The organism is Shewanella sp. 10N.286.51.B2, from assembly GCF_041469265.1.
Taxonomy (GTDB): domain Bacteria; phylum Pseudomonadota; class Gammaproteobacteria; order Enterobacterales; family Shewanellaceae; genus Shewanella.
The window spans coordinates 24,619-44,318 of sequence record NZ_JBFRKH010000042.1 but is presented as its reverse complement, the minus strand read 5'-3'; the positions used below and the strand labels follow the sequence as shown (position 1 = coordinate 44,318).

Sequence of the window (19,700 nt, the reverse complement as noted above, 5' to 3'; positions counted from 1 at the left end):
TAAATATGGTCTCTTAACTGCGCCATAATATTACAACCTCAGTACTTGCTTGCACCAAAAAAAAGCACCTCTTGGCAGAAGTGCTTTTAAAGACAATCAATAACTGATTGAGCGCTCATTTATGGGTGCCACATTTGAGCTAAGACAGTTTTATCTGGATTATTTATTATTCAGCTGGACAATTATTTGCTTCAAGGTAGTGATAAAAGTCACAATATCCTGCCGGCTAATATCTTTGTGGGTCACCAAGCGTAATGACGATGACGGACTGATAATGATGCCCTTTTGCGCCAATAGTAAAGCGAGATGCTTGACATCATATGCCTTATCTAAAGATGCAAACACCATATTAGTTTGAACTAAATTGATATCCACTGAAAACTCAGGCATTTCAGATAACAGCTGTGCTAAAAGCGCGGCATTATCATGATCTTCTGCCAACCTATCCACTTGCTCGGTAATAGCCAATTGGGCTGCTGCTGCAATAATACCCGCTTGCCTCATACCGCCACCGAGCACTTTACGCCAGCGTATAGCTTTTTGTATTAAGCGCTCATCCCCAAGCAATATTGAACCTATTGGCGCAGCTAAGCCCTTTGATAAGCAAATTGAAACCGAATCAAAATACTGAGTAATCTCACTAATGGGTATATTTTGTGCCACTGCAGCATTCGCTACGCGCGCGCCATCTAAGTGGATTTTTAAATTATGATTAAAGGCTAATGCTTGGGCATCAGCAAGGTATTTCTGCGGTAACACCTTACCACCAATGGTATTTTCAAGGCTCAATAAACGAGTATGCGCAAAATGAATATCATTAGGCTTAATAGCAGCTTCAATATCTGCAAGTAAAATTGAACCGTCTGGCTGATTGTTTAACGGTTGCGGTTGAATACTGCCCAGTACTGCTGCCCCGCCACCTTCAAATTTATAATTATGAGCCTGTTGACCACAAAGGTACTCATCACCTCGCTCACAATGTGCCATTAAGGCCAATAAATTAGCTTGAGTACCAGAACTAACAAACAAAGCACTATCAAAGCCATATAAGTCAGCAGCCATATCTTGTAAATGGTTTACCGTGGGATCATCACCATAAACATCATCGCCAACCTCGGCATTCGCCATGGCTTTACGCATGGCATCTGTGGGTTTTGTTACCGTATCACTGCGAAAATCAATCATATCCACTCTCAATAAACTGGCGCGAGTACTGTTTCTAGTACTGTAAAATTAGCTTATTCTACCCCAGTTATTCGTGCTTAAGCTTGTGCTAGTCGGCAGAAATTTTATTTAATGCCGATAATGCGGCGTCGTAATCTGGATGATTAGCCACCTCAGCTACAAGTTCTTTATATTTGAGTGTTCCGTTCGTATCAATAATCAAAATAGCTCTCGCAAGTAAACCGCGGTCTTTGATCAGTAAACCATATTTATGACCAAAATCTCGCCATACAGCATCTGATAGCACTGTTATTTTATCCACTTGCTCTGCCTGACAAAAACGCTTTTGAGCAAAAGGTAAATCGGTGCTAATAGTTAACATCACCACATTGTCGTTGTATTGACTGACTGATTTATTAAATCGCTTAGTCTGCAACGCACAGACCCCAGTATCTAAGCTAGGCACAGCACTAATTAATACGGTTTTTCCTTTAAAGTCAGCCAGGCTTATGGGCTCGAATATCTCATTAACAAGGGTAAAGTCAGGCGCTTGAGTATTAACGCTTAATTGCTGGCCTACTAACTCCATCGGCTTACCGCCCATAGTAATTGTCGTCACTTCACTGCCAACACTGACATTAGGCAAGGTAAGTGCAATAACCACTGCGACTGAAGATAGAATATTATTGTACATTTTTAACCTCACGAAATCATTACGATAAAATGGCCATAAAAAAGCCAGCATAATAGCTGGCTTTGTGAACAAAATGCACTAAATAGGCTATTTAGCTGGCATTTCTTTTAAATGTAAATCCATTTGTGGGAATGGAATTTCAATAGCTGCAGCATCTAGCGCATTCTTAATCTGTTCTAGTAACTCAAAATGAGCTGGCCAGTAATCGGCAGTGTTAACCCATGGACGAACCACGAAGTTAATAGAACAATCTGCTAGTTCACCTAGTGCAACAGTGTATGCAGGATCTTTAAGAACATATTGATTATTGTCTAATACAGAAGAGATAACTTTCTTGGTTGCTGCGATATCTGAGGTGTAACCCACACCGATAACTAAATCAACTCGACGTGTTTCTTTAGTTGAGTAATTAATAATAGTGCCATCCATCATCGCTGAGTTTGGAGCAATAATGGTCTTGTTATCGCCAGTACGAAGTTTAGTTGAGAAAATAGTTATTTCTTCAATCACTCCCGCTACACCAGCGGCTTCAACAAAATCACCTACACGACAAGGGCGGAAGATAACCATCAACACACCTGCGGCAAAATTTGACAATGAACCTTGCAGCGCTAAACCTACAGCTAAACCTGCAGCACCCAATACAGCGACTAGTGATGCTGTTTGTACGCCAATTTGACCTAAGGTTGCGATAATCGTAAATACAAATACCACGCCCCAAACCAAATTACCGACAAATGATGCTACGGTTTCATCAATTTTACGGCCCAGTAATAGTTTTGTAGTTAATTTCTTAGCTACGTTAGATAGATATTTACCTACGATAAATATCAAAATGGCCATCACAACTTTTAATCCATAAGTGATTAAAAATTCAGGCGCTTGTGCCATCAAACTCTCGATGCTTTCCATGGTTTACTCCCTTTATTAATAATAATTATTCAAACTTGAATTCAACGCGTCTATTTTTTTGCCTAGCTAGCGCGGTACGATTTGTTGATATGGGAGCCAAACTCCCCATACCACTAACTTCTATTACATCGGCATCAATCGCAAACTGCTCGACCAAAATATCTTTAACTGATTGGGCTCTTTTTACTGACAAACTGGCGTTTAATTGCTCACTACCAATGTTGTCGGTGTGACCTAGTAAAGAAATACTGACAAGCTTATTGTCCTTAATGAGCTGGTGCGCCCGCTCAATACTGGGTAATTGCGACCTTAACACCCGAGACTGGCCAAAATTAAAATATATCGGGCTGACGCTCACTAAGCCCAAGCTTTGCTGGCAACCGTTGGCAAGTACAGCTGTATTAATCTGTGTATTGGGACAGGCATCTTTTTTATCTGGTACGCCATCAAGATCACTATCAACCCAAGCAAGCACTGAACTGCTAAAAACTAAGCTGCATAAACAAACAAGTTGTCGATACAAGATCCTGCCTCCGCCATCAAAGTCAGTTAATTACACTCAATGGCCAGACACTTAATATGCAATAAAACTAAAAATTGTTTTTTTGACACTAAAATCCAATGAGTTACATTTTATATACTTGTTAAAGATTTGCAAAGCGTTTACACAATTAAAACAAGTATAGATTCTATTTGTCAGCCCGCTAACCGACCTCATACTAAATAATCGTCACAAATTCTGTTATCCGTTGTTATGGTGACTTTAATAGCATTTGCCAGCTAAAAGCTTGCCAACTAGCACCAAAAAAACAACAAAGGTATCTTTGCAAGCGGTTAAAAACTGATTCAACGTCTACATTTACAAACGCTGATCGCCCATGGCCATTGACTTTTACGGCTTATAAGATGTATATAAGGGTAGCTTTTTAAGGTTTTAATCCTTAAAACTTTAAAATGACAACATTTACTATAATAAATAAACAACAAAGTGGTTAAATTTATAGCAACTAAGTTGAAACGCGACAGAATGTTATTCTGAAAATATCAATACGTTGAACATAATCACAATTGCAAACAACAATTTCTGTGGCGACAGTGGTCCCGCAGGCAAATCACAAGCTTAAGGTGGAAGACTTAATGAGCAATGCAAAACCACAGGGGACCATGCTTGGTCATCCCAAGGGGCTTTTCCTGCTGTTTACAACAGAACTATGGGAAAGATTCAGTTATTACGCGATGCGTGCCATTTTGGTGCTCTATCTGGTCGATAAAGTTGAGTCTAATGGTGGTAGTGGTCTTGGTTGGACTCAAGCAGACGCACTTTCTCTTTATGGAACATTTACCGGTTTAGTGTACTTAACCCCGCTCATTGGCGGATGGTTAGCGGATAATATTTTAGGCCAACGTAAAGCGATTTATATTGGCGGCTTCTTAATGGCTGCAGGTCAATTTACCCTAGCAGCACCACATAGCTGGATGCCAGGTCTAGAAACAACCATGTTTTACATTGGCCTAGGCACCTTGATTATTGGTAACGGTCTATTTAAGCCAAACATCTCAACTATGGTTGGTGACTTATATGAAGAAGGCGATCACCGTCGTGATGGTGCATTTACTATCTTCTATATGGGTATTAACGTTGGTGCGGCATTATCAGGTTTCATTGTGGCATGGGCATACACCCAATTTGGCCATAGCATTGTTATTGACGGCAAAGAAGTATTTGTTAACAACTGGCAAGCAGGTTTCTTCTGTGCGGGTATTGGTATGGTTGCGTCATTAATCATCCAATTCCTATTCGCGCAAAAGCTACTTGGAGATATCGGTACGGTTCCTGCCGCTAAACTTGAAAAGCAAAAAAATGAAGCTAAAGGTGAAACACGTAAAGAGCCTTTAACTAAAGTTGAACGTGATCGCATTAAAGTGATCATGGTAATGGGTTTATTCACGGTTATTTTCTGGGCAGGCTTTGAGCAAGCTGGCGGATTAATGAACTTATTCACTAACAACTTTACCGATCGTATGATTGGTGGTTGGGAAGTTCCAACGACTTATTTCCAATCACTTAATGCTATCTTTATCGTTGTTTTTGCCCCTGTTATTGCGTCTATTTGGATCCGCTTAGGTAAAAACGAACCTAACTCACCAGTTAAATTTGCATTAGGTTTAGTATTACTGGGTATTGGTTTCCTATTCATGATCGGTGCTGTACTTGAAATGGGCGGCGACGCAAACGCTAAGTCAAGCATGTGGTGGTTAGTCGGTGCATACTTCTTCCACACCATGGGTGAATTATGTTTGTCACCAATTGGCTTATCAATGGTCACTAAATTGGCTCCACTGCGTATCGCATCATTAATGATGGGTGCTTGGTTCCTATTTATCGCAGCGGCTAACAAAATTGGTGGCTTAGTAGGTTCATTAATTGGTCACGGCGGTGATGTGGAAGATCAACTTGCCAATGCAATGTCTATTTTTGCTGGTATTGCGATCACAGCAGGTATCTCAGCGGTTATCTTATACTTCATGGCTGACAAGCTAGTTGATTGGATGCACGGCGCTGAAGGTCACAACGAAACTGAAGAGCAAGCGTTAACTGAAGAAATTGCAGTGACGGCTGAACATGAAGCAATAAAGCATTAATACTTAGCTTTAGTGCATCATGAATTAAAAAACCTCGCCATTTGCGAGGTTTTTTATTTCAGCTTTATTTATCCAATACTGTGTTTATGACGTGGGCAGCTTGCATTTAATCTATTACAGCTTAAGAGCTAACTCCATAAAGCCGCCAGCGGCTAGCGCTTCATCATAGAACAAGCCATTAAATTGGTTATTCAGTAATCGAGCTCGATGATTTGCATCACTGCTGACAATACAGATCTTTTCTTCTGGCAGTAAACTCCTAAACTGCATACTAGGCTTATTCCACTCATCTGAGCCTAGTTGTCGTGAAGGTGAAATCGCCAATGGTGCTAAACCGTTATTATTACGTAAATAGCAACGCAGTCCGCTACCAGCTTGGCCAATCGCAACTCTGAAGTGTTCAAGCTCAACACACACATACACCATATCCACATACAAGTTCAGGCCTGAAGTCACCATACGCTCATTCAAGTAGCTCAGCATATTGTAAGGCTCGATTAAGGTATTACTGACGCCATTACGGTATTGTTTTAATTTTTGGTTAACAAAGCTTCGCATTAATACACAGCCGAATGCGGCGCGATTATCTTCAGGATAAAAATGCGCCATGTACATCATTAAATGCTTATCTCCCACCATAGTGGAATCGATAAAATAAGCACTTACATCACTATTTTTACACAAGCTATAGTGAACATCGGCGTTAGGGTAACCAATATTTGAGGTAGGAAACAATTGCTGCTGCACACTCTTAGCTGCTTCAGCACTGCTTTCCAGTAGGCTAAAGTTATCAGCTAATTCTTGATATGATAAATCTTCGCTCATCTTAGCGGCAGAGTTGATAACTGCATGGCTGTCATTAAAATCAAGCTTATCGGACTGAGCCTGCGGCGCTATAGCTTGTTCAATGGCTTGCTGGATGATAAAAAGATCAGAAACGGGTTTGACTAAGTAATCGCTGGCGCCATAGCGCAAAGCTTCCACGACATCAGCCATCACATTATTACCTGATATGACAATTGAAGGGACTGAAGGGTTTAACTCGATTATCTGTTTAAGCATACCAAGGCCCCCTAAGCGTGGCATGCTTAAATCAGCAATGACGATATCAACAGGCTGTGCTTGAAAGGCTTTGACGCCCTCTTCACCATTTTCTGCTTCAAAAACCACAGCGCCTTGCTGAGTTAAAAAGTCAGCGACTAACTGCCTAAAAACTGCATCATCTTCAACTAATAACACGGCGACATTGGTTAATGCCATAAAACTCCCCCGATAGCACTGCTGTCGAAGAAGCCTCATCGTTCAGCAATATCACTCAAGCTCTAATAAATATTCTTCTAGTAATTCATCATCATCTTGTTTGACTGGCACGTTGCCATCATAAACTTTGTAATCCATATATTGAAAATAGGCTTCTTTGACAAATGTGTATGGATCAAGTGCATTATCTAATAGACGTTCTTGATCGATGGCTGATGCTCGTGAGTCGAGGTTTTTCAAGCCCCACTTAAGGACTGACTGCCATAACAAGAACTCTGACAAAGGAAAGTATAGACTATCAACCCAATCTGAGGCGAGTTCCCTTGTCACATAAGGACCAAAAAAAGGCGCCATAAAATAAGGGCCGTTTGGCACGCCGTAATAACCTAACACTTCATTGAAGGCATCTTGTTTGCGGGTCATGCCCATCATGTCTGCCACATCAATCACCCCAAAAAGTCCTAGAGTGGTATTAACGGTAAATCGGCCACCAGCATTGGCTGCCCAGCCCCACTTACCTTGTAATGCGTTATTCACTAACGAACTTGGTTCTTCAAAGTTACGCACAAAATTATTAACCCCAGACTTTACTGGTGTTGGCAAATAATCATTATATCCATGGGCTATAGGGCGGAAAAAATGACGATCAAGATAGTGGTAATTAAAATCCCACATGGCACGGTTAAATCCCTCTATGGGATCGCGAGGATCATCATAGATGACTTCGACATCAGGCTTGTTTGCCTGCTGAATAGGTTCGGCTTTTAATGAAAAGACACTGCAAGCCATCAATAAAGAAAGCAACAACAATTTATACTTCATACATCTCTCTTTCGGGAAAATTCAATACTGAAATACTCTGAGTTAAGGCTCTATTTCAGTCGCGCTAGATTACAAATTCAACTTGTATTCACTTACCAGTAAAGCTTACAGATTAACTCTAGCAAAGATTTACATTGAAGATTAAAGCAAAGGACTATCAAGTCGATACAGTCTGTATAACCTATTCTGTGTAACGCTATTTAAGTTAGCCAAATAAACTTTTAAGATTTCATTTACAGTATTAATTGCGCGAATTTATCACTGTTGATAGTCAAAAATACTACAACTACAACACCTATAGTCAACAATTACGGCTAAGGATACTCAAGGAGTGTAGGAGATCAACGCTTAAATTGTAATAGAACATATTTAAAGGTGATAGTTAGGTAATGGTTTCGTAAATTGTTACGTAAATAGCAATAAACAACTTGAGTGACGATAAAAAAATATGACACAAGGCTTAATCACAGCAAGACTGGCGACAACTGAAGCCTCAAAAATGCGCCACAATTTAACCAGCGCGAATATCGCTAAACCAGCAAGCTTAGTGCCTGTTACGCTGTCATCTTCAATACGGTCATCATCGACAACACAATCATCATCGACATCGCTATTATCAGGTACAAACCAAGCGTCTACAGCCTGCTCATCATCTATACCCCAGTTATCTCAAGATACTAAAAACCATGCCGCGGTTACCTTTGCCGTCGCGAATAAAACATTTCAATTTTCAGCCTGCCATCAAATACAGCAAATCCTGCGTTCTGGTGGGCAGTTAATGTTAAACAATGACACGATAAAGCAATTAACTAAGCTCACTGGTACCGCATCTCATAAACAGGCCACAACGAGCAGTCTCACCAATAAGCAGTTAGTGCTAGTCGCACCTGCGATACAAACTAAGCTGCCTATTGAGCTGCTAAAACTGGCACAAAGCAATAATATTTCATCACCGCAATTATTGGCCTTGGCCGCCAGAGCACAAGGTTACCCGCTACCTGTGGTTGAAATAAAACATAATCACTTGCGCTTTAATACCGGGGCTGAGATTTCAGTGTCAGCATCAGCAAAATTGCCTCAAGGCCAACACCTTGCTCATATCAACCAAGTGGCTGGGAAACCGCTGTTAACATTAACCCCAATATTGCATGTTGCGACTGCTGATTTGTTTACGATTGACACCAATAGCCACAATGACAACAATCACAATAAGTTAAAGGCGATCTCAGAACATATTGTGGTAAGAAAAGATGAACCGGCCCAATTACTGAGTCAGCTATTAAAAAAGCTTGAGCAAATACCTTTAAGAGCCAGTGTTGAAACCACGGTGACCAATGTAAAACCACCTCAGCAACAGGTAAACTCGCATCAACACGCTGCAAGCTCAACTGTGGCTCAAGTAAACAAAAGCCCCGTTGAAGTACTGAAACAAAATTTACATAAAGCTGGCGCAATGCCACTTAAAAATGCTTGCAGCAATAATGCAACTAATACCCTTGTCAGTGCTTTATTAGCATTACTGCCGAGCTTAAATCCACGGCCATTAACCCAACTTGCAGATCAAAGCTTATTAAAACAAGAGCTACTGAGCTTAACCAACTTAAATCTGGCCAATACGCAGCAGCTACCCAATACAGCATTAACAGCTGGGGCAATTAGCGCACTATTTCAGTTGCTCATTGGCTTTAAACGCCAAGGCGCTCACACCCAGCTGAGCCAGTCATTGCAGCACTACCTTGATAAACTGCAGCAAAAAGTTCTCAACAACACTGACCAAAGCCAATTGCTTTTAAGTGCCTTAGATAAAGCCCGCAGCGTCGAGTCCTTAGGCAAACTAGCCACTAGCTTTGGCGGATACCAACAAGCGAGTAGCGACGCTAATCAGCATCTCGCTTGGTATATAGCGCTGCCTTACTCCATTGGCCCACGAAAAGAGCAATTAGAGGGCAAGTTTGAACGGGGCTCTTCTAATGATAACAGCGCGATAACAAGTTGGCGGTTGCAATTAAAATTTAATCTGGCTCAGGGGGCTTTATTGGTTAATGCCCATAAGATAGGAGATTTTCTTGATGTTAAATTTACCAGTGAAAATCAAAGCCTGTTAGATAAAGTGAGTGATTTTCAAGCGCTATTAAGCATAAAAATAAATCAGGCAGGCTTTGTCGCGCGAGAGTTCACCACGGTAATTGATAATGTACCCGCAACCTTATTACCAGGCGATCATTATCTAGTAAAAACCAATGCTTAAGATGCACTTTAAGACGTGAAATTAGGAGCAAATAATGACTAAAATTAAGAAAGCGGTCGCGCTAAGCTTTGATGGCATTAGCGCGCCAACGGTCACCGCCACAGGCAAAGATTTAGTCGCTGAAGAGATAATAGCACTAGCAAAAGATGCTGGCGTCTATATCCATCAAGATGAGAATTTAAGTGAATTTTTACAGTTATTAGCACTCGGTGAACAAGTGCCCCAAGAGCTCTACACCTTAATCGCCGAGCTCATTGCATTTGTGTATATGTTAGATGGTAAATTTCCAGAGCAATGGGATAACTTACATCAAAAAATCATTGAACAAGCTTAGCGCTTTCGCAAAATGACGAGCTACTTTTTATGTAAACGGATAATTAATTCCGCTTCTGCTTTAGGTAGTTCACACTCATTAATCAGCTCTTCCACTCCAGCACCTAACCCCACCATTTTTAATGCTCTAGAGTATAATTTAGATTGTGGGTCTTGCTGACTTGCCTCTTCTAGGCGCTGTGATTGTTTAGTTAATTTTTGCTCTAACTCTAAAACACGCTTACCAACACCGATAGTGCCACTGCGTAATTCCTGCAGCTCTCGTTTAACGGTTTCTCGCTGGCGATCATTTTCTTTTACCAACACAGTTAATGCATCTACTTTGCTTTGCAGCTTGCTGGCTCTTTTTGAAAAAAACATCGCTATTGCGGCACAAGTGACAACATAAATAACAATAGTGATAAGCAATTCTTGCGACATTCATACTTCCTGATAAGACTGATTTTTGTCATTAAAACACAAAAGCCAGCAAATAATAATGCTGGCTTTAGTTGAAACGCAAAAAACGCTTATAACTGAGTTATTTCTGCCCACTCATCGTCAGATAGTAACTTATCAAGGTCGACTAAAATCAATAACTCATTATCTCGGTTACTGACTCCCTGAATGAATTTAGCACTTTCTTCAGTGCCGACATTCGGGGCATTATCGATTTCAGAGCGGCGAAGGTAAACCACTTCGGCAACGCTATCAACCAAAATACCAATCACTTGCTTTTCTGCTTCAATGATGACTATTCGCGATGAGTCATCAACTTCTGCAGCATCAAGGCCAAAGCGTGAACGAGTATCTATCACAGTGACGACATTGCCACGTAAATTAATGATACCAAGCACATACATAGGCGCACCGGGAACGGGGGCAATTTCGGTATAACGTAATACTTCTTGAACTTGCATGACGTTGATACCATAAGTTTCATTATCTAACTTAAAAGTAACCCACTGTAAAACTACATCTTCTTTACCTGCAGCAACCGCTGCTACATTTCTTGAATCTGTCATAAATAACCTCAGACAATCGAATCTTGACAACCTAATCCTGCATCTAGCATTTCAATGAGCGCTTGCACATTTAAAATGCCACACATTTGTTCTTTTACTACGCCGGCAAGCCATGGACGCTTACCCGCTTTTTCACGCCAATTGACATGAGATTTATTAATTTTTACCGCGTTAACTAAGGATTCACATGCCAGTCCCCAGTCACTGTTTTCAAGCATGACGATATACTGATAATCAATAGATTGCGCCATTTCGGTGGTGTACTTTTCTGGCATCACCCAGCGGCAACTATCTACAACATTCACCTTTTGATCTCGACGAGTTTGTACCCCTAAAAACCATTTGGGGCGCCCTATCAGGTGATTAATATGTTCAATTTTTACGATACCGCCCAAACTCACCAATGGCACCGCAAGCGTCAAGCCTGCCACATTGAAAAATAACACCTGAAATTCATCATCTAAAACATCTTGTAAATCTGTGGTGATACTTGGCGGAATCGATGCTAATTCAGCTTTAGCGGGCGACTGACTGACGTCGATAACCGCGGTTTCAACATAAGCTCGCTTATGATTATCTATATCGGCTGAGATTTGAGAATCTTTATTATCCACTACGGATAATTTCGCGGCCTGTGCTGCAGGTTGAGCTATTGGCAGCTTTGCCTGTTGCACCGTACCTTTAAGTACTTGCTTTACCTCAAGTGGAGATTCAACACATTGTTCTGAAGTTGTTGATACTGGTGCTGAGACTACCGCCAATAATTTAGATAAGGCATTTTTATCCACTTGCGGCTCAGCAAATGACGAACTTAAAGATTCACCCAGCGTCGCGACCGTTTGCAAGCGAAGACTTGGAGCCGCCAACTTAGTTGTGGCATGTAAATATTTATCTTCACTATTGTGCAGGGAGCCTTCATAAATTTCTGCAACCTCTGTACTGCTAGTAGAGTCTGTGTGTTGAGCGACTTGTAGTCTGCTGATTGAAGTCTGTTTATTGCAGCTTGTAGCAGCATCTAAAGCCTTATCAGAAGGCTCTTGTAATAATACTGAGAAGAAATCAAAAACAGTTTCATCAACCGATTTTGACATGAGTTAACTCCCTAGACATTAAAAAATCCAGTAAGCGATTATAGGCTTTCATCCCACGGCTGCTGGGCATATGATGGGATAGTGGCACATGGGCTAAACTGGCATCTCTAAATTTAGTATCCACAGGAATAACATCAGGCCATAAAGTTTCTGGATAGCTTAGCTGCAAGGATTGTAACGCTACAGGTGACGCTTTAGTGCGCCGATCATACATGGTTGCTAAAATGGTAAAGCTGTAATCTGTTTTCTTTGAACGCCCCATTAGCGCCATGGTTTTCACCATTCGCTCTAAGCCTTTTATGGCCAAAAACTCAGTTTGAACTGGAATGATTATATGTTCACTTGCCGCCAGAGCATTAACCATTAACACCCCTAAAATAGGCGGGCAATCAATGATAGCAATATCATATTTGTCATCTAGCAAGGCTAATAGGTTACGTAAAACCAGTCCCATCCCTTCTTGATGTCCCAAAGCTCTATCTAATGTGGCTAGCGCCATTGAGGCAGGAATAAGATCTAAACCATCAATTGAGGTCGGCACAATATGCTTTTCAACATCCGCTAAAGATAACGGCTTATGCGCCAAAAAAATATCGTAAAGTGAACTGGGGATTTGCTCAGAATCAATCCCTAAATAATAACCTAGCGATGCATGAGGGTCTGTATCAATCATCAATACCCTTTGACCACGCTTAATTAACGCGCCAGCAAGGCTGGCAACCGTAGTTGTTTTACCTACGCCGCCTTTTTGATTTGCGATTGTCCAAACTTTCAAATGACGCCTCATAGCTTTATTATTGTTATTATTCAATTGATTATTAACTGACTACACTAGATTACAATCTGCTCTAAAGTGAGTCTGATTCACGGGTGGTTATCCTGATCCCACCATGGGGTAAGGGGATTACTTTTACCCCTTGAGCGTTTTCAAGCGTTTGTATATTCTGCTGTTCCAGTGGCTGAAAGTGCTGGTTATTTTCAGCTGTCGTTCCAGGCCCTAGGCTTAATGTCACCGCTTCACCATTCGCCGCCTTTTGCACTAATGCTTTGGTGGGTTCTGGATGTTTTCCAAGCCAAGCAGCAATGTCCGCTGCCTGCTCATCAGGCACCATTAACAACACTTGCGATGCTTTTAGTTGCGCAACTTGTTGAGACAATTCGCGGTTAGTTTTTGCCGCCTCAAAATATAATCCTGCCAGCGTAATAACCGCGATAATCAATAAAAACACCACTGACATTTGTTGGGTGTTCATTGCCTTGTTGACCTTAGCCACGGGCCGTCTCTTTGATAATGGACTCCGCCATACTGTCGATAGCAATGGAATGAGTTGATAAACCTGCTACGGTAACCGCTTGCGGCATACCATACACCACACAACTAGCTTCATCTTGTGCCCAAATCGTTGCTCCAGCGGCTTTCAGCATTCTGGCGCCTTCTCTGCCATCTGCGCCCATACCGGTAAGTACAACCGCTAATACATCACCGCCAAATACTTTTGAGGCTGATGCAAAGGTAATATCCACACTGGGTTTGTAGTTCATCTCGGCATTACCGGCGATAACTTTTAAACGTCCAAATGAACCACTTCGCTCCACCATCAATTGCATGCCACCTGGGGCTAAATAAGCACAACCGGGTTGCAGTACATCCCCATTTTGCGCTTCTTTTACCGTAATCTGACATAAGCTATTTAAGCGACTGGCAAAAGCAGGCGTAAACGCAGCCGGCATGTGCTGAATAAGTAATATTGGGTGTGGGTAATTTGCAGGAAATGCCGTTAAGACTTTTTGCAGTGCAACAGGCCCACCCGTTGAAGTGCCTATCAGCAAGGCTTTATATTTTTTACCGCTCGCTCTAATGGCGCTGGCAGAACACACGTTTTGGGCGCTACTGGCCTGTGAATTATTCGCTTGCGAGCGATTATTTAAGGCCGGTTTCGATGCTAATGTGGTTCTCAAGCTTGCAGGGTTAGCTGCATCTGCTGCATTTCGAGCTGTAACCGTTCTTGGTAATGGCTTATATAATCGTCTTCTGCCTAAGGTTTTAACCCTTAGTTGCAGTAGCTTAATGGCCTCTTCTTTTTTAGAGGCTATATCTTCAAAGCGTTTCGGTAAAAAATCCAATGCGCCGGCATCAAGCGCATCAAGCGTCGCTTTAGCGCCATCATGGGTTAAAGACGAAAACATCAGTATCGGTGTTGGGTTAGTTGCCATTATTTTACGCACAGCAGTAATGCCGTCCATCACTGGCATCTCGATATCCATGGTGATGACTTGTGGCTTTAATTTCTCAGCCATGTCGATGGCTTCTTGGCCATTGACTGCAACACCCACCACTTCGAGGTCGTCATCTTGATTCACTATTTCGCTGACTCGACGTCTAAAGAAACTTGAATCATCAACAACTAAAACTTTGGTAGCCATTTCATTCCTTATCAATTGGAATTTTATCTTTTACTTTTGGCGTAATATTTTAATAAACCCGGTACATCAAGGATCAATGCAATACCTCCATCGGAGGTAATTGTTGCCCCTGCCATACCCGGCGTACCTTGCAGCATACTGCCTAAAGGCTTAATCACAACTTCTTCTTGACCGATTAATGCATCAACCACAAAACCAATTTGCATGGTTCCAAGTTGCACAATCACTACATGGCCTTGCTTTTTATCGCCATGAGTAAGCGTGGTCTTGTTGCGATGTAACCATTGCTCTAAATAAAACAGTGGCACGGCTTTATCGCGCACTATGACGGTGAGCTGACCATCGACAACATTAGTTTTAGTTAAATCGAGGTGGAAAATTTCATTAACGCTTGAAAGCGGTAAGGCAAACACCTGCTTAGCAACATCCACCATTAATGTGGGCATAATCGCTAATGTCAGTGGCACTTTAATTTCTAAAATGGTGCCTTGGCCTTTTACCGAATCAATATGCACTGTGCCGTTTAATTGGCTGATGCGGGTTTTCACCACGTCCATTCCAACGCCGCGGCCTGAAATATCTGAAATTTCAACTTTGGTTGAAAAACCTGGGGCAAAAATTAAGTTATAAGCTTCATTATCAGTCATTCTTGCGGCTGATTCTTCGTCTAGAACCCCGCGGCTAATGGCGATTTCTTTTAGCTTATCGGCATCCATCCCTGCGCCATCATCTTCAATTTTAAGAAGAATATGGTCGCCTTCTTGGCTTGCAGAAAGAGTTATCGTACCGGTTCTTGGTTTGCCATTCGCTTCGCGAGTAATAGGCATTTCAATGCCATGATCAACCGAGTTACGTACTAAATGGACTAATGGATCTGCCAGTGCTTCAACTAGATTTTTATCAAGATCGGTATCTTCACCTACCATGATTAAATCAATTTCTTTATTCAGTGTTCTGGCTAAATCGCGAACCACTCTTGGGAAGCGGCCAAATACTTTCTTAATTGGCTGCATGCGGGTCTTCATTACCGCGCCTTGTAGGTCGGCAGTAACCAGATCTAAATTGGCAAGTGCTTTCGACATTTCTTCATCATCGCGAGAAATACCTAAACTCACTAAGCGGTTTCGTACCAGCACCAGCTCACCAACCATATTCATAATTTGGTCAAGGCGTGAAGTATCAACCCTTACGGTGGTTTCACCCTGTGGCATGGCACCTTGGGTTTTAGCAGGTTCTGCTTTTTTTACTGGCGCGGCAGCTTTAGCGGCTGGCACTGGTTTTGTGTCTGTCGCACTTGGCTGTGCTGGCGCAGCTGTGTTTGAGACGGCTTTTGATGGCGCAATATCTGCGGGCATTGAAACGGGAGTTGCAGGAGTTGCGGGAGTAACTGCTGAAGGCGCTAGGCTAACAGCCTGAGGAGCGGCACCTTTACCATGTAATTCGTCTAATAACTTTTCGAACTCATCGTCGGTAATATCATCGCCATCAACAATTGGATCTTGTTCTATTACCGCAGGTTTTACTTCTGCAATTGGGGTACTCGCGGCTTTAAAACTACCAGCGCCGTGCAATTCATCCAGTAAGGCTTCAAACTCATCATCACTGATTTCATCACTGGCAACAGCAGTGTCACCATTAGCGACTGAAGCACTCGAGGTATCATCAATAAGGTCTTTTGTTGAATTAGAGGTAGGACTGTTTCCTGCGCCATGAAGTGCATCGAGTAAGGCTTCAAATTCACTCTCGTCGATATCATCAATAGAGCCCACTGATGCTTCAGAGTCTTCAGCAATCGGCTCAACTTCAGCTAAAGTCTCTTCAATTAAAGTCTCTTCAATTAAAGCCTCTTCAATTAAAGCCTCTTCAATTAAAGCCTCTTCAATTAAAGCGTCTTCGGGCGTGCTGGCAAGCTCTGAGGCTAATGGCGCTCCAGAACTTAACAGCTTTAAACGAGCTAATAAGTCGGCGTCGGCATCATCTTGTGGCTGACCTTGCTGGGTCTGTGCAAACATCGAATTAATCGCATCAACAGCTTGCAAAATGATGTCCATCAATTCGGCATTTACTTGACGCTTACCCGTTCGCAGTAAGTCAAAGGTATTTTCAGCTTCGTGGCACACATCGACCATAGGGCCTAAGCTCAAAAAGCCTGCGCCACCTTTTACAGTATGAAAACCTCTAAAAATCGCATTCAGTAAATCAGCATCATCAGGATTATTTTCAAGAGCGACGAGTTGCTCTTGTAGAAGCTCTAAAATTTCACCAGCTTCAATCAAAAAGTCCTGGAGTATCTCTTCATCAACATCAAAAGACATTAAATTTGACTCCTAATTAGAAACCCAGACTTGATAGCAGATCATCCACTTCATCTTGGCCAGTCACCACGTCTTCGCGGGTGTCAGCATTTAAGATAGGGCCTTCTGCTTCAATTTTATTATCATCAATGACTCGATCCGAGTCGGCTGCATTTTCGCCAAAGATTGTCAGCATAGACACTAAACTGCTTTCAACTTCGATGACTAAGTCAATAACTCGGCGGATCATTTGGCCAGTCAAATCTTGAAAATCTTGCGCCATCAATATTTGATTGAGCAGTTCTCTTAGTCGATTTGAATCATGTTCGCTATGGGACATGATATGTTGAACGTCATGACACAAGGACTTAAATTCCACTAAGGAAATGTCCCTACGCATCAATTTGTCCCACATTGGCGTGACCGATTGAATGTTATTTATTATTGTATCGGCCAAAGGTAAACATTCTTCAACTGCATCCATGGTTTTATTTGCAGCTTGCTCTGTCATATCAATGACAAAGTTGAGTCTTTCTTTTGCATCGGGTATTTCATGGTTAGCAAGTTCAACCAGACGGGTATCCAATTGAAAGTCATTTAGTGAACTGTGTAACTGACGGGTCAGCTTGCCAACTTCATCAAACAGTTCACGTTGTATTGGCACTGACAGGTCACGAATGACCGCATCAGCTTGCTCTTGTTGTCCATCTTCAAGCAATTTAACAAGTTGCTGGGCTTGCTCAAGATCTATGAGCCCTGATATTGCTGCCTGCATAACTTATCCTTTGCTTAGGCTAAACGTTCAAAGATTTTATCGAGTTTTTCTTTTAACGTTGCTGCGGTAAAAGGTTTAACCACATAGCCATTAACGCCAGCTTGCGCTGCGGCAATAATTTGTTCACGTTTTGCTTCTGCTGTTACCATTAATACTGGCAAGTGTTTTAATGAATCGTCAGCTCTAATGGCTTTTAACAAATCAATCCCTTGCATACCCGGCATATTCCAATCGGTTACGACAAAGTCAAAATCGCTTTTTTGTAACATCGGTAGTGCGGTATTGCCATCATCTGCTTCTTGAGTATTATTAAATCCCAAGTCTCGCAACAAGTTCTTTATGATACGTCTCATTGTTGAAAAATCATCAACAATCAGTATCTTCATATTCTTGTCCAAGGTTTCCTCCGGTGAGCTTAATTCGTTGCTCTTATTAGTAATTATACCTGTGTCCAATGCTTGAGTTTGCCTTTGAGACGCAGCATTGCCTGACTTAAAATCTGGCTAACACGCGACTCGCTGACCTCAAGAACGGCACCGATTTCTTTTAAATTTAACGCTTCGTCATAATATAGCGACAAAACTAGCGCATCTCTTTCGGGTAATGTGGTAATTGCTTGTGCTAATGCCGATTTAAACTGCACTTCGGCTAAAGAATCAAAACTTTCATCCTCAGTTAATTCATCAGACACAATCACATCTTCTGAAACACCTAAGTCTTCAATCCCAATAACTTTTCCTACTGAAACATCGTTTAAAATATGGTGATACTCTTCAAGAGATATTTCCAATTTTTCTGCGATTTCAGTATCTCTGGCATCACGACCTAATTCTTGACCCAGTTCATCGATAACTTGTGCAACACGGCGTTGATTACGATGTACCGAGCGCGGCACCCAATCACCACGGCGAATTTCGTCGATCATCGAACCACGAATTCGGATCCCAGCAAAGGTTTCAAATTTGGCGCCTTTAGAGCCATCAAACTTTGATGATGCTTCCAGCAGCCCCATCATCCCAGCTTGCAATAAGTCATCAAGTTGTACCGATGCTGGCAGCCTTGCCAACATATGATGTGCAATTCTTTTTACCAGCGGTGCATACTGTTCAACAATTGAGGTTTTATTATCAAACTGAGTATACGCGGCGGCTTTATTCACTCGGTGTATCCTCTTTTACTTCTTTGCGCTGAACAAGACGTTCAACAAAGAACTCTAGATGACCACCAGGCTGCTGTGGCACAGGCCAGCTCATGATTTTATTGGCTAAACCGTGGTAAGCAATGGCTGCTGGTGATTTTGGAAATGCTTCCACAACCAACTTCTGCTTACGTACTGATTTACGTAAATTTTCATCAAATGGCACTGTCGCAACAAGCTCTAAAGCCACATCTAAAAATCTATCGGTTACTTTACTTAACTTGGCGAATAACTCCATGCCTTCTCGCAAACTGCGCACCATATTTGCCACAATTTTGAAGCGGAACACACCGTGCTCACGACTTAATATTTTGATCAGGGCATAGGCATCGGTTATTGATGTCGGTTCATCACAAACTACAATCAATACATCTTGTGAGGCACGGGAAAAACTCAGCACCATATCAGAGATACCCGCTGCGGTATCAACGATTAAAATATCAAACTGGGTTTTCATATCGCTAAAGGCACGAATTAATCCAACATGTTGCGCTTGGGTCAATTCCACCATCGCTTGAGTGCCTGATGTGGCAGGTACAATACCAATGCCTTTCGGGCCTCGAACAATAATGTCGTCTAATTCTGCTTCGCCAGATAATACGTGAGATAAGTTTTTCTCAGCTCGAATACCTAACATCACATCAACGTTGGCGAGTCCTAAATCGGCATCGAGTACTAAAACCCGTTTGCCTTTCTCAGCAAGTGCTACCGCGGTATTAATCGACACACTGGTTTTACCCACGCCGCCTTTACCACCGCTGACTGCAATTACTTTTACTTTATCGTTATTTGGTTGATTCATCATACGTAAACCACTTGCTTGATCTCGGGTCATATC

20 protein-coding genes are annotated in these 19,700 nt (G+C 41.9%); 3 read left to right on the top strand and 17 right to left on the bottom strand.

Annotated elements, in window-relative coordinates; all coding sequences use genetic code 11:
- Positions 1-159: 159 nt before the first annotated feature.
- From ltaE to AB4140_RS11530, 4 genes are all read right to left on the bottom strand, one after another.
- Positions 160-1,185 (bottom strand): low-specificity L-threonine aldolase, encoded by a 1,026-nt coding sequence (gene ltaE / locus AB4140_RS11545; protein WP_102439513.1) that lies wholly within the window; start codon positions 1,183-1,185, stop codon positions 160-162.
- A gap of 88 nt (positions 1,186-1,273) precedes the next feature.
- The gene (gene tpx / locus AB4140_RS11540; protein ID WP_102439548.1) at positions 1,274-1,858 is read right to left on the bottom strand and encodes a thiol peroxidase; all 585 of its coding nucleotides are present in this window, start codon (positions 1,856-1,858) and stop codon (positions 1,274-1,276) included.
- Between the two features lie 87 nt (positions 1,859-1,945).
- Positions 1,946-2,770 (bottom strand): mechanosensitive ion channel family protein, encoded by an 825-nt coding sequence (locus AB4140_RS11535; RefSeq protein ID WP_102439512.1) that lies wholly within the window; start codon positions 2,768-2,770, stop codon positions 1,946-1,948.
- Positions 2,771-2,795: 25 nt separating this feature from the next.
- Entirely contained in the window at positions 2,796-3,293 is a 498-nt protein-coding gene (locus AB4140_RS11530) for an OmpA family protein (protein WP_372001004.1), read from the bottom strand.
- Positions 3,294-3,907: 614 nt separating this feature from the next.
- On the opposite strand from AB4140_RS11530, the gene AB4140_RS11525 reads away from it, so the two are divergent.
- Positions 3,908-5,413, top strand: coding sequence for a peptide MFS transporter (locus AB4140_RS11525; protein WP_102439510.1), 1,506 nt, complete (start codon positions 3,908-3,910; stop codon positions 5,411-5,413).
- Positions 5,414-5,527: 114 nt separating this feature from the next.
- Here AB4140_RS11525 and AB4140_RS11520 read toward each other — a convergent pair whose 3' ends face one another.
- Both AB4140_RS11520 and AB4140_RS11515 read right to left on the bottom strand, forming a co-directional pair.
- Entirely contained in the window at positions 5,528-6,673 is a 1,146-nt protein-coding gene (locus AB4140_RS11520) for a response regulator (RefSeq protein WP_102439509.1), read from the bottom strand.
- Between the two features lie 51 nt (positions 6,674-6,724).
- Positions 6,725-7,462: a VacJ family lipoprotein gene (locus AB4140_RS11515; protein WP_241901018.1), complete on the bottom strand. Its 738-nt coding sequence runs from the start codon at positions 7,460-7,462 to the stop codon at positions 6,725-6,727.
- Between the two features lie 481 nt (positions 7,463-7,943).
- Between AB4140_RS11515 and AB4140_RS11510 the strand changes: the two genes are divergently transcribed.
- Both AB4140_RS11510 and AB4140_RS11505 read left to right on the top strand, forming a co-directional pair.
- Entirely contained in the window at positions 7,944-9,743 is a 1,800-nt protein-coding gene (locus AB4140_RS11510; protein ID WP_372001002.1) for a hypothetical protein, read from the top strand.
- A 34-nt stretch (positions 9,744-9,777) separates the two neighbouring features.
- A complete protein-coding gene (locus AB4140_RS11505; protein ID WP_102439506.1) occupies positions 9,778-10,077 on the top strand; it encodes an EscU/YscU/HrcU family type III secretion system export apparatus switch protein in 300 nt (99 codons plus the stop codon).
- A 20-nt stretch (positions 10,078-10,097) separates the two neighbouring features.
- Here the strand turns inward: AB4140_RS11505 and AB4140_RS11500 are convergent, their stop codons facing one another.
- The 11 genes from AB4140_RS11500 to AB4140_RS11450 form a co-directional block, all read right to left on the bottom strand.
- On the bottom strand, positions 10,098-10,496 hold the full coding sequence (locus tag AB4140_RS11500) for a DUF2802 domain-containing protein (protein WP_102439505.1): 399 nt from the start codon (positions 10,494-10,496) through the stop codon (positions 10,098-10,100).
- An 89-nt stretch (positions 10,497-10,585) separates the two neighbouring features.
- Entirely contained in the window at positions 10,586-11,080 is a 495-nt protein-coding gene (locus AB4140_RS11495; RefSeq protein ID WP_076540271.1) for a chemotaxis protein CheW, read from the bottom strand.
- An 8-nt stretch (positions 11,081-11,088) separates the two neighbouring features.
- Positions 11,089-12,171: a chemotaxis protein CheW gene (locus AB4140_RS11490; protein ID WP_102439504.1), complete on the bottom strand. Its 1,083-nt coding sequence runs from the start codon at positions 12,169-12,171 to the stop codon at positions 11,089-11,091.
- Positions 12,155-12,946: a ParA family protein gene (locus AB4140_RS11485; protein WP_102439503.1), complete on the bottom strand. Its 792-nt coding sequence runs from the start codon at positions 12,944-12,946 to the stop codon at positions 12,155-12,157. The genes AB4140_RS11490 and AB4140_RS11485 overlap by 17 nt, the downstream gene beginning before the upstream one ends.
- Before the next feature lie 73 nt (positions 12,947-13,019).
- Positions 13,020-13,445 carry a hypothetical protein gene (locus tag AB4140_RS11480; protein ID WP_372000999.1) on the bottom strand — a complete coding sequence of 142 codons (426 nt, stop codon included), beginning with the start codon at positions 13,443-13,445 and terminating at the stop codon, positions 13,020-13,022.
- Positions 13,438-14,595 (bottom strand): chemotaxis response regulator protein-glutamate methylesterase, encoded by a 1,158-nt coding sequence (locus AB4140_RS11475; protein WP_102439502.1) that lies wholly within the window; start codon positions 14,593-14,595, stop codon positions 13,438-13,440. Before AB4140_RS11475 ends, AB4140_RS11480 begins: the two co-directional genes overlap by 8 nt.
- A 23-nt stretch (positions 14,596-14,618) precedes the next feature.
- The gene (locus AB4140_RS11470; protein ID WP_372000997.1) at positions 14,619-16,910 is read right to left on the bottom strand and encodes a chemotaxis protein CheW; all 2,292 of its coding nucleotides are present in this window, start codon (positions 16,908-16,910) and stop codon (positions 14,619-14,621) included.
- 16 nt (positions 16,911-16,926) lie between these two features.
- The gene (locus tag AB4140_RS11465; protein WP_102439501.1) at positions 16,927-17,664 is read right to left on the bottom strand and encodes a protein phosphatase CheZ; all 738 of its coding nucleotides are present in this window, start codon (positions 17,662-17,664) and stop codon (positions 16,927-16,929) included.
- A gap of 14 nt (positions 17,665-17,678) precedes the next feature.
- Positions 17,679-18,062, bottom strand: a complete 384-nt coding sequence (gene cheY / locus AB4140_RS11460) for a chemotaxis response regulator CheY (RefSeq protein WP_076540257.1) — start codon at positions 18,060-18,062, stop codon at positions 17,679-17,681.
- A gap of 41 nt (positions 18,063-18,103) precedes the next feature.
- Complete coding sequence (locus AB4140_RS11455) at positions 18,104-18,823, bottom strand: RNA polymerase sigma factor FliA (protein ID WP_102439500.1); 720 nt, start codon at positions 18,821-18,823, stop codon at positions 18,104-18,106.
- On the bottom strand, positions 18,816-19,697 hold the full coding sequence (locus tag AB4140_RS11450) for a MinD/ParA family protein (RefSeq protein ID WP_076540438.1): 882 nt from the start codon (positions 19,695-19,697) through the stop codon (positions 18,816-18,818). Before AB4140_RS11450 ends, AB4140_RS11455 begins: the two co-directional genes overlap by 8 nt.
- Positions 19,698-19,700: the final 3 nt, after the last annotated feature.